At 46.9% G+C, this 11,224-nt stretch carries 11 protein-coding genes; 6 read left to right on the top strand and 5 right to left on the bottom strand.

The window, feature by feature from the left end; genetic code table 11:
• Window positions 1–292: 292 nt before the first annotated feature.
• A complete protein-coding gene (locus ACTIE0_RS03130) occupies window positions 293–1,606 on the bottom strand; it encodes an RNA-guided endonuclease InsQ/TnpB family protein (RefSeq protein ID WP_006668334.1) in 1,314 nt (437 codons plus the stop codon).
• A gap of 45 nt (window positions 1,607–1,651) precedes the next feature.
• Here ACTIE0_RS03130 and tnpA point away from each other — a divergent pair, with 45 nt between their 5' ends.
• The 4 genes from tnpA to ACTIE0_RS03110 all read left to right on the top strand — a co-directional run bounded on the left by tnpA (window position 1,652) and on the right by ACTIE0_RS03110 (window position 5,302).
• On the top strand, window positions 1,652–2,056 hold the full coding sequence (gene tnpA / locus ACTIE0_RS03125; RefSeq protein WP_006668333.1) for an IS200/IS605 family transposase: 405 nt from the start codon (window positions 1,652–1,654) through the stop codon (window positions 2,054–2,056).
• Window positions 2,057–2,369: 313 nt separating this feature from the next.
• Window positions 2,370–3,995, top strand: a complete 1,626-nt coding sequence (locus ACTIE0_RS03120; RefSeq protein WP_006668332.1) for a DUF6930 domain-containing protein — start codon at window positions 2,370–2,372, stop codon at window positions 3,993–3,995.
• 25 nt (window positions 3,996–4,020) lie between these two features.
• On the top strand, window positions 4,021–4,416 hold the full coding sequence (locus tag ACTIE0_RS03115) for a DUF1823 family protein (protein ID WP_006623062.1): 396 nt from the start codon (window positions 4,021–4,023) through the stop codon (window positions 4,414–4,416).
• 7 nt (window positions 4,417–4,423) lie between these two features.
• Window positions 4,424–5,302 carry an NAD(P)-dependent oxidoreductase gene (locus ACTIE0_RS03110; RefSeq protein WP_006623061.1) on the top strand — a complete coding sequence of 293 codons (879 nt, stop codon included), beginning with the start codon at window positions 4,424–4,426 and terminating at the stop codon, window positions 5,300–5,302.
• A gap of 127 nt (window positions 5,303–5,429) precedes the next feature.
• Here ACTIE0_RS03110 and ACTIE0_RS03105 read toward each other — a convergent pair whose 3' ends face one another.
• Together ACTIE0_RS03105 and sir are read right to left on the bottom strand one after the other, a co-directional pair.
• On the bottom strand, window positions 5,430–6,188 hold the full coding sequence (locus tag ACTIE0_RS03105; protein WP_006668331.1) for a 16S rRNA (uracil(1498)-N(3))-methyltransferase: 759 nt from the start codon (window positions 6,186–6,188) through the stop codon (window positions 5,430–5,432).
• Between the two features lie 74 nt (window positions 6,189–6,262).
• A complete protein-coding gene (gene sir / locus ACTIE0_RS03100) occupies window positions 6,263–8,263 on the bottom strand; it encodes a sulfite reductase, ferredoxin dependent (RefSeq protein ID WP_006668330.1) in 2,001 nt (666 codons plus the stop codon).
• Between the two features lie 164 nt (window positions 8,264–8,427).
• On the opposite strand from sir, the gene ACTIE0_RS03095 reads away from it, so the two are divergent.
• Window positions 8,428–8,697 carry a CRR7 family NDH-1 assembly protein gene (locus ACTIE0_RS03095; protein ID WP_006623058.1) on the top strand — a complete coding sequence of 90 codons (270 nt, stop codon included), beginning with the start codon at window positions 8,428–8,430 and terminating at the stop codon, window positions 8,695–8,697.
• 69 nt (window positions 8,698–8,766) lie between these two features.
• Here the strand turns inward: ACTIE0_RS03095 and ACTIE0_RS03090 are convergent, their stop codons facing one another.
• Window positions 8,767–9,318, bottom strand: coding sequence for a DUF2854 domain-containing protein (locus ACTIE0_RS03090; RefSeq protein ID WP_006623057.1), 552 nt, complete (start codon window positions 9,316–9,318; stop codon window positions 8,767–8,769).
• A 176-nt stretch (window positions 9,319–9,494) separates the two neighbouring features.
• On the opposite strand from ACTIE0_RS03090, the gene ACTIE0_RS03085 reads away from it, so the two are divergent.
• A complete protein-coding gene (locus ACTIE0_RS03085; protein ID WP_006623056.1) occupies window positions 9,495–9,677 on the top strand; it encodes a hypothetical protein in 183 nt (60 codons plus the stop codon).
• A 198-nt stretch (window positions 9,678–9,875) separates the two neighbouring features.
• Here the strand turns inward: ACTIE0_RS03085 and dnaN are convergent, their stop codons facing one another.
• Complete coding sequence (dnaN, locus tag ACTIE0_RS03080) at window positions 9,876–11,057, bottom strand: DNA polymerase III subunit beta (protein ID WP_006623055.1); 1,182 nt, start codon at window positions 11,055–11,057, stop codon at window positions 9,876–9,878.
• Between the last annotated feature and the right edge of the window lie 167 nt (window positions 11,058–11,224).

Below are 11,224 nucleotides of genomic sequence, written 5' to 3'. Positions count from 1 at the left end.
GTCGGAACATATAAACAGTTAAGGGGTAAACTGGGTTGATTCAGTCTATCTCCCTCTAGGAGGTTATTTCAGGCATTGCAGCCCTATTTCAATCCTAAACGTCTCGCACGCTATCCTTAGCATGGCAGAATGGGAGACACTATTGTTGAAACAGTTCCCCGTGGGGTTCCATAGCTAATTTAAAGCCGGGCTAATTAATGTATGGTAGTTCAACTCACGAATCGACCCTGCCATCTATTGATCCTAGCAAGGATTGTAACAAATCTAAGGGGGAGATTGACTACTCCCCGCGCTAAAGCGACGGGGATTCCCCGGAGGGATTACAGCACTTCTGAGTTAGGATCGACACACCAGGAAGATCCCAAATTCTCAGACGCCTAGGCGAAGTCAAAACGCCTCTTGCGGGGATGCAAGGCATCCCCGTTACTTTTGCTTTGCGACCGATATTCCACGCCCCGTTGCAGTCGGCATTGACCTCAACGCCAGCAGCAGAGCGATAGGTTCCACGTCGAATGCGCCTACCTGAAGCCTTCCAACCCTCGGGTTTTTCACCGTAAACGGGAATACTGTCTAGGTCTAACGCGGACGCTTGCGACGTATAACTTTCCTCCTGTTCAACGAACAAAATACCGTGGGCCTCGCAAAGCTGAGCTATTCGGTTCTTCAGCCTTGCCGTAGGAATCTGCACAAATTTCTGGTTGGTTTGGCAGCCCATGCTGGCCCCGTTTTTTTGCCCCTGATTCCAGCCAAAGACCACAGTGCCAATGCCATGCTTCAGGCAGTGATTGACCACTAGCCTATCTGCCTTGTTGACGGCATCCCGCATCTGGCGATTACGCTTGCCCGTGAGCTTATCTAGCAACCTGCACCAAAAGGCATGAGGCTTTCCCTCTTTGATGGTGGCGACCCGTTTGTTGTAGAACTGGTTGAGCGCCTTCAGGTGCTTGCCGTCCACAATCAAACTATGGCCCTCGCTATCCACACAGGTCAGCCAGTTGTCAATGCCGTGATCAATGGCTAGCGACTTCTCAGGGTCTAGAACCACGGGCACAACGGGGGGTGCTTCGCAGATCCAGACGGCATCAAAGTAGCCTGCACGAGGAACAATCTGCACCTCTCTAACCTTTTCCCAGTCAAGGTTTGACGGGAAAGGCAGGAAGATTTCGGGTAGGTCAAACCAGACCTTGCAGGCCGTTCCCATTGGCACCCTAACCTGACCATCAACCAGCCTCAGCCACCGCCTAGGGTAGCTAAGCTGAAACATGCCGCCAGACTTGCGGTAATTGGGCGGCTTCGGCTTTTCAGTCAGCCCACCGCTGCGCCATAACTTCAGTAGCTCACGGTAGCCCTTGAACGCCTCACCCACGCTGATACAGGTTTGCTGTGCAGCGCTGGTATAGAGCGCTTTCATGTGGGCGTTGTGCTTCATCTGGCTCGATAGCCAGCGCCCATTCGAGAATTTACCTGCCTTGAAATACAACTGCCTAGCCAGGTAAACCGTGCAGTTGTAGAGGTTATTTGAAGCCGTGCCAAGATACTCCAGTGCGGCCCTCAGGGGAGGGTCGTCAGGGAGTTGATTGACTTGTGCTGCAAAGGTTTGAGCCATAAAATAAGTATACTAGAATTGTCGATAAATGGGTAGCCTTCAACAATGCGAGATGAGTCAATCAACTACCGCCACGGCAACCACTCGGTAGGGCTGGCCCATGTTCACCTGGTCTGGATTCCGAAAAGGCGGAAGAAGGTTTTGGTCGGCAACGTCAAGATGAGGCTTGCCGCAATACTGAATGAGGTTGCCCTAGAAAATGACTGGCTGGTCAAGGCTCTGGAAATAGCCCCTGACCACGTTCACATCCTGGTAGAGCACGGCTCTCAGGTCGCCATTCACCAAATAGTCAAAGCTATGAAGGGGCGTTCATCTAGGCGGATCAGGCAGGAGTTCCCTCACCTCTGCAAGCTACCTTCATTGTGGACTCGGTCGTATTACTACGAAGCTACAGGGAAAGTCAGCACGGCTAAGGTGACAGCTTACATTAACGACCCTCACCATTCCTGATGGCGGCTAAAGCCGCCGTGTCGCTTTTCCGCCCCGCTATAAAGAGACGGGGCTACCAATCTCCCGAGTTTTTATCGTGTTAAGATCGCGGTCAAGGAGATCCGGGCTAGGGGCGGAAACCCAGTCCTACAGCCAGATCTAATCTGGGCGCGATCGCATTTACCCGAATTTGGTATTTTGTCATACAATCTAAGTTAGGGACTAAAGCCGGGACAAATAACCGGTACTCTCAACGGAGCGGGTCCTTTCCTGGTTCTGAGAATCGTGTAAAATCCTAATCTGGTAGCACTACTCGATATTATAAATTATCTAAATGACATTTCTCAATCGTTCAACCCTTCGTCGTTTACAAAAACTACCCTCCATTCCTAGCGTGTGGGAGGGCGATCGCCGTCCCATGTCTCACGAGTCTCGACCTAGTTTGGAAACAGATATAGAGGCTGATAATGACTGCATCATTTGGGTTGACGGTTCTCAGGGAATGGTACGGTCAATGGATATGGTATCGGCTAATATTGGCCCAGAAGCGATCGTCCGAACTTTACTCAGGGCGATGGAACATCCCCAAAGCCCTACCCCAGCAGCCCGCCCTCACAAAATTGTGGTCAAAGATCGCGAAATTCAGTTTTTCCTGCGCGGTGTCCTACAAGAACTCGATATAGTTATAGACTATGTACCAGATTTACCACTAATTGATGAGATATTTAGGGGACTCCAAGAAGTAGCCGAAAGTCGCCCCCCTCAACTCCCCGAAGCCTTTGTAGATCCCCTGCTCAAAAAAGCCGAGCAAATTTGGAAAGATGCACCTTGGGATAAATTAGGGGAACATCAAATTATTTCTATAGAAATCAATCACTTAGACGTAGGAACTATCTACATTTCTACACTGGGTAAGTTAGGGATGGATTATGGGGTGCTAATGTACCGTTCCCTAGAATCTTTAAAAAGGTTTCGAGAAAGAGTTGTTGCTGACCGACCTTTTGATAACCTAGAAGAAGCATTTTTAACTCAAGATTGTCTGTTTGTCACCTTTGAGCCTTTGTCAGAAGAAGATGAGGAGGAGGACGTAATCTGGGAAACTTTATCAGCATCGCAGATTGAACCTAACTTTGGTAATTTACACCCCTTAGAAGGTTTGCGATCGGTCATCTACGAAGAAGAAGCCACGGTGATGATGGTAGCCTTGGAAGCACTGCACCGATTCTTACGAGATTTTCGCTATAAATTAAATGAGGATTCATTTCCTGAGCTGTCTAAACGCTATCGCATATCTTGTTCTGTACCTGATGCACCTGAAACCAAAATGATTTCGGTGAAGGTGAAAACTTTACCAGAGGTGGCTGATGAACTTCTGGAAATGGTGAAAGCAGCGGAAGATGACGAGGAGGAGTTTGATTACCCTACCTTACGAGATGATTTGATACCACCTAAATCATTTTTGAGTTTGGGTGTAATTCCTTGGGAAACGGTGGATTACTTGCGAAACAATACGGAGTTCTACCAGCCTTCTGATGTGGATATTCCTCAGAAAGGGGATGGTTTACCTGTGATTTTGATTCAAACTTATGAGCCGGAGGCGAAAACACTAATTCAAAATTTGGAGGAGGCTGGAGGATTAGCGGGAATATGTTTTAACTCAGGGAAAGATCCAGTTGAGGGTCGGAATTATGACCTGGGAATTTTGAAGACAGAAAATGGTGAGTTGCATTTGTTTGGGGAATTTATCGAGGATGACCCAACTCATCAGCGGGCTAGGACAAACTGGGAAAGACGCTGTAGCCAAACTGAGGGTTGGTGTGGTTTAATTATTGCTATGGGGTTGACAGATAGCCCTAGTGATCAGCCCGGTTTTAAGGATATGATGGCATTGGTTGAATTGCGCTCTGTTTCTCCTGATGAGTTTGGATTGGGACCTTTAGAACTCATTACCCCCATGTAATTAACTGGAAACTACAACCTAGGTTATGTCTGAACTACCCCCCCTAAATACTGATACGATTTGGGCGATTCTCAATGAGGAAATAGAGGACAACACTGTTAATCAACTGGTTTGGTATTATCTTGGTTATCGCTATGACGAACAAAGCGATCGCTGGGATATAACTCAAGTTGATACACAGTGGCGAGAAACATATCGAGAACCCCCGGACTTTATCGAAAGCCGTCCGGCTACTGTTCAACTCACCCGGTCGATACCTAAAGAAAATAAACAACTCCTGAAAGAGGAACTAGGCTTTAAAGGCTACACTATTGGAAACTTTGGACCGAGACAAACCCGGCGCGCTACTATGGCTAACTGGTTACTCTCCTATATGAAAACTACCCAAGCTAATAATACAGATATTGAAAAATTGAGGTAAGGATTTCGTGACTAAAACTGCATTTTTGGGACTTGGCGTGATGGGTGGCTATATGGCTGCTAACCTCGCTCAAGGTGGTTATGATGTGAAAGGATGGAATCGTACTCCCTCGCGTCCTGGTGTGGCGATCGCCTCTGATGCAGGTGCTACAATCGTCCATAGCATAGAAGAAGCTGTGACCGAAGCTGAGGTGATCTGTACCTGTGTGGGAGATGTTCCCGACGTGGAAGAAGTCATCCTTGGTTCCCTTGGGGTGATTCAGTTTGCTAAACCGGGCGCGATCATTATAGACTTTAGCACTATTGGGTCGGCGGCGGTTCATCCGATCGCTTCGGCGATCGCATCCCATCAAATGCAGTTTTTAGATGCACCTGTTTCCGGGGGAGATATCGGCGCGAAAAATGGTACTCTAACTATTATGGTGGGTGGCGATCGCCATAGCTTTGACACCTGCCTACCCTTGTTAGAAACAATGGGTAAAAATATCCGCTATTGTGGTCCTAGTGGTAGCGGTCAAGCTGTCAAACTCTGTAATCAGGTACTATGTTCCCTCAACATGATTGGACTATGTGAGGCGATGTTACTAGCGGAACATCAGGGTATTGACCCTCAACTAATTGTGGAGGTATGCAGCACCGGAGCCGCTGGGTCTTGGGCTTTGTCTAACCTAGGGGAAAAGGTAGCTAACAATGATTTCGCTCCGGGTTTTATGATTCGCCACATGGTTAAGGATTTGCGATTAGTTCAAGAGGCTATTTCCAGGGAGTTACCAGGGGTAAAATTAGCCGATACCCTGTTTAAAATAGTTCAGAATTTGGATGAAGGTTTAGGCTCTACTCAAGGAACCCAAGCCATGATTAGAGCTTATCAGAAGCCGGACAATTAACAATTAACAATTAACAATTAATAATTAATAATTATCCATTTCGGAGACCGCCGCTACTAGAGATAAAGCTACCATGGGGGCTGTGACCGATCGCCAAAATTAACAATTAATAATTAATAATTAATAATTAATAATTATCCATTTCGGAGACCGCAGCCACCAGAGATAAAGCTACCATGGGGGCTGTGACCGATCGCAAAATTCGGCTTCCCAGAGACACCGGCTGAAATCGCCTATTAATAGCCTCCTCAACCTCTGGTGTTGTCCATCCCCCTTCGGGTCCAATAGCTAAAAGCAGGGAATTGTAGACATAACCCTTTCCTTGTCCCGTTCTCGCAGCCAACAAACAATTCAACAGGTGGGGAAAATCTCCCCTAGCCACACAAATATATTTATCTACCTCTTCTCCCTGGTCTGACAAGGTTTCCCAAGCCTGCTGTATCGATAGTGGATCAGTAATTTCCGGGAGGATCTGACGTTCTGACTGTTCCGCCGCCTCTGTAGCAATACGTCGCCAGCGGGCTAGTTTTTGAGGGCTAGGGACAACCACAGTGCGGGCGCTCATAATGGGAACCAAACGAGACACTCCCAACTCCGTAGTACAGCGCACAATCTCCTCAAAGCCACTTCCTTTAGGCATAGACACCCATAAAGTCACAGGTATGGGTAACTCATTGTTAATCCTTATCGGTTCAACTACAGTGGCATTTTGCCCGCCTTTCCAGATAGCCAGCCACCAACCCCCCCGACCATCAAGAATAATAAAGCGATCGCCTGGTTGTAGGCGCAAAACCCGACCCAAATAATGCTGTTGTCCAGCAGTCAGGTCTACTTGTTGGTCGTGGAATTGTTCAGAAGCGATCGCGATCCGTTGAAGTTCCCTCATGAAATTCTGTTAACAAAATGACCCCACCCGACTTTTGGTAGGGTGGGGATTACTTAATCTGCCATTAAAGGCAATTAGGACTCAGCTCGCACCTTAGCTAGGTACTCCTCAATCGCCTGGGTAGCAATTTCCACAATTGGTTTGCTTTGGCGTTTGGACTCATCTTTTAGTTGACTATAGATGTCATGACGCACACTAACCCGATGTCGAATTTTGCTAGGATCGACCGGAGCTTGGGGCGCGGGAGCCTCATTAGAGGGTGTTTCTACGGAAGTCGGGACAGGGATTTCTTTCGTCTCAATGTTCATCGAGGAATCTACTTGGTAATTGGATACAAAAGTGCGGATGGAGTCTAAACCAACACGATGGCAAAAATCGCCAAAACTCTCGGACGGTTGCCGATTCTGTTTAAAGCCAACAAAAATCGGCTCCAGAACTGCTTCTAGGTCACATAGAGCCAGCCGTTCCATAAAAGGTTCAGCTAGTCGCGTTTGGTTAGGAGAGCCTCCCAGCCAAACCTGGTAGGTGTCGGGAGCGCTACCGACGAACCCCAGTTCCGCCATGTAGGGTCTGGCACATCCATTGGGACATCCTGTCATCCTAACGACAAAATGCTCCTGTTCCAGCCCTACCTTGTCCAACAATACCCGAATCCGGTCCAGGATACCAGGGATTGCACGTTCAGATTCTGTAATTGCTAATCCACAAGTCGGGAAAGCTGGACAGGCCATGGCATAGCGGACCAGAGGATCAATTTCTGTTTCTGGCAAAACCCCATGTTCTTTCAGAAGGCGATCGATTGTCTTTTGGTGTTTGGGCGAAATCTGATACAGGATAATGTTATGGTTGCCTGTAATTAACATTGGCAACTCAAACTTTTGGTTAATTTGCTGTAAAGCTGCCTTCAGCCGGAAACTCCCGTCATCTTTCACCCGACCATTTTCTACCGAGATACCCAGAAATAAGTTACCGTCGCCCTGTTCATGCCATCCCAGGTAATCTTGATATTTCCAGGGAGGCAGGGGTTTAAAAGGTTTTAGGGGTTTGCCAAAATAATCCTCAACCTGAGCGCGGAATTTGTCAACTCCCCAATCCTCAATTAAATATTTCATCCGCGCGTGGCGGCGGTTAGTGCGATCGCCATAATCCCGCTGGGTTGCTACGATCGCCTTCACCAAATCATAAATATCAGCGCGATCGACATAGCCAATTTCATCAGCTATACGGGGGAAGGTTTCTTCCTTGCGGTGAGTTCTACCCATACCGCCGCCTGCTAGGACGTTAAATCCCTCCAATTCTCCCGCCGCATTAGTTATGACCACCAAACCCACATCTTGGGTATAAATATCAACAGAGTTATCTCCGGGGACTGTTACCGCACACTTAAACTTACGGGGCATATAATGCTTGCCATAGATCGGCTCTTCCCCCTCATGGAAAATTGTGCCATTACCATTGCGATCGCGCGCCGCTTTGACTTCCGGGTTTTCCTCCCCACTAACTATTTTTTCCCCATCGAGCCAAATTTCATAATAAGCCCCAGTCTGAGGAGTCAGCAGATCCGCAATATAATTCGCGTAGGTTTTCGCATACTCATACTCAGGGCGATCGCAATAGGGGGCTGGAGGAGCCATCACATTCCGGTTCAAGTCTCCACAAGCACCCAGAGTCGAGCCCATGCTTTTGATAATGCTAGAGAGAACCGTTTTCAGGTTCTTTTTGAGAATCCCATGGAGTTGGAACCCTTGGCGGGTAGTTGTCCGCAGTGTCCCATTCCCGTATTCATCCGCTAGATGATCCAGAGTCTGATAAAGTTCAGGGGGGATAAATCCGCCTGGGCTGCGGGTTCGCAACATAAACTGATAATCTTTCTCTTGTCCCGGAACCCGATTATCTCGGTTATCCTGTTGGTAGGAGCCATGAAACTTGAGAATCTGAACCGCATCCTCTGTCAAATAGTTGCGATCGTTCAGCAGTTCAGTAGCTAAAGGCTCCCGCAGTTGATTACTGCGCTCTTTGATAGCTTCAAGTTTAGAGAGCTTTTCCGCTGATTTGGTAAATGTAGGGCTTGTCATAGTAAGGTGAAGTGCCAGTCAAAACAAAAAAACATCGAGGCTGAACCTGACTTAGCATAAATTCCAAGCCACACCCACTGGTTCTCGATATCCTAGCAAAATGATCGTACCATGATTATGCTAGAGATTGTCCTGCTGATGTTTAGATTTGGTAAAAATTTTTTATGGCAGATTCTTTAATGTACCAGGAAGATCACTTTGTGGTCTTGGAGTCTAACCAACCCGAGCAACTTATGACTGTCGCTGAACTTACAGACAAGTTACAGGCTATTCTAGCCCAACTACAAGATGATCTCCCCCGTGAGCTCCAAAAGTTTCCCACCCCCTCCCAGCAAGCCGAATATCTCATCAATACCTGCTGTGATCTTGATTTGGGACCCGGAAAATATCTACAGTGGTATGCAGTACGTTTAGAAAAAGGCAATCCCGAATAGGTAGCATAGACACCAGTTCCCCAAAGCTATGGGATTTAACCCCAAATTTGCCTATTGATTAGCCCTCAATTAGCTTTCCGTATCAGCAATCATGATTAAATCCACGCAATCAGTTTCTGGTTGAGTCACCTGTACCCGCAAATTCGGACCAAAAAATTGAGCAATTTTGCTTTGTTTCTCTTCCCACACCGATAGAGGCACAAAAGGCGAGTAAAATTCTAAAATGAGCGCATAACTGCCATCAACCACCCCTTCCCGCAAGGCTTGTAGTTGTGGGTGTTCCTCATCATTCCCTCCTAGCTTCAGGCGTTCGATCGCATCAATCAGGTGAGCAGATTGGCCATAACGATAGCGGGTCACATCCGATCGCACTTGATTTTGAGTCGGGGTCGCCTGTTGTTCCCGCTTGCTGAGGACTTCTGGCGTTGTCGGTTCAGAAAATGGTATCGGTTTAATTTCTGCCGCTTTCAGAGCTAGTCCCCCCAATAATAGGGGAATCCCATAAAAAAACCCCGCTAGGTTCAGGGTAGCATAGTCAGCAAAATAGGCGACAAACCCCACCACAGTAATTAACCCACCCAGCACTAAACCCACTTGAGCCAGAGAAATTTTACGCAACATCAGATTAACTAATTATCAATTTTTGTCATCAATCAATACTTTACCAAAAAATTGCCCGTCAACCCCAATCATTTACAGTCCCCCAGTCCGGTTTTTTTTTCACATCACCAGAACACAAAACTTGAGTTTGATGCTAAAATCATCGAAAATCTAACTAGGTGACAAGAGGATAATCCATGGATTCACAGAAGATCCGAGAGGGAGTTGCCTTAATTGAGAGCAAACGGGAGGCTCTACTCAAGTTATTGGAAAAACCCAATTTAGGGCCTTTGCGAATTGATGTAAATCAGGCTCTCGAGGAAATGGACGAGTTGCTAGAAGACTTCAAACGCACATTTCCTGAATCCGAAACTAATTAAGTTTCTGGTCATAGGTTAGGGTTTTATCCCTCCTCTCAATGCCAGCTATTATATATATTTTCTGGGGCGGGGCGCAGTTAAATCCGATGTTTTTTAGGTAGAGTATTGTTGTATTCTCACCCATAAAAAGCATTCTTAATTAATGGCTACAGCCCCGCCCCCGCCTACCTTGGCAACCTTTAATCTGCCATTTGACTACTATCTACGCAGTTGAATAGGCATCACCAAATAGGTCATTTTTAAACCTCCAAAAGGATTGATAATTACCGGGGTGCTTGCCGCGTTCAATTGTATCTGAATTTCCGAACTATTCAACACCTTTAACCCATCCATTAAGTATTTAACATTAAAGGCAAGTTCCTTGGGTTCTTCACCAGAAATCTGAGCAGGCATTGACTCCAAAGCATTCCCGACATCAGCAGCTTCTACAGATAGGGAAATTTGTTGATTTACCTCATCAATGATACATTTAACAATATCATTTTTTTGGCTGGCTAAAACCCCAATCCGCTCCAAAGCCGCCAAAAGTGTCCGCCGTTCAACATTCACCTGGCTTAAAAACTTATTAGGTATTAACTGTTCATAAGCCGGATAAGCACCCTCCAACTTACGAGAGTTCAAACGACGAGTCCCCAATTCAAAAACCACTTGGGTATCATCAAAACCTAAAGTCACCATGGGGGGGGTTGTTGATTCTTCCTCCGTGGCGGCACTATGTCGCGCTGAGTTAGCACTGACAATCATGCGTTCCACCTCCCGCAGGGCGCGTGCTGGGATAGTGATTTCCAAGTTTTCTGGTTCTTGGCTATTGGGGTCTCGGACATTTTCCACCTTGACCACTGCGAGTCTATGACCGTCGGTGGAAGCAAAACAAAGGGTATCTTTTCCCACCTTGAGATTAACACCAGCTAGGACTTGCTTAGTTTCATCAGGGCTGGTAGCGAAGAGAGTTCCCTTTAAGCCTTCCAATAAACTATCAGCCGCTAGTTGAATGCTATGTTCACCTTCTACCGAGGGTAAGTCGGGATACTCCTCAGCCACCATTCCCCGGACTTGATAGCGTCCTGAACTGGAAGTTAGGGTAACTACAGCCTCTGTCTCTTCATCATCGACCTGAATATCGCCCCCAGGTAAACGGGAGACAATATCATTGAGCAATTTAGCAGGTAAGGTCAAAACTCCCCCCTGCTGAACCTGAGCCGGAAAACTGGTGTTAATTCCCATACTCAAGTCAAAGGCGGTTAAACTCAATTGTTGAGTGTCCGCATCAGCTTTCACCAAAATGTTAGATAAAATCGGGTGACTGGGACGGGATGGAATGGCTCTGGAAACTAAGGATAGATTAGAACTGAGTTGTTCCTGTTCTACAATTAACCGCATTTCAGGTATTTAGCAAGGGGACTGAAGCTAACATTATATCGCGCTATGGGGACGTGGCGATCGCCTAAGTTCTGAAACTAAGTTTTGAGGCTAAGTTTTGAGGCTAAGTTTTGAGGCTAAGTTTTGAGGCTAAGTTTTGAGGCTAAGTTTTGAGGCTAAGTTTTGAG

It is taken from the genome of Limnospira sp. (assembly GCF_051859755.1).
Taxonomy (GTDB): Bacteria; Cyanobacteriota; Cyanobacteriia; order Cyanobacteriales; family Microcoleaceae; genus Limnospira; species Limnospira fusiformis.
Note: the sequence above shows the minus strand (reverse complement) of the source record. Positions and strands in the feature narration are given on the sequence as shown.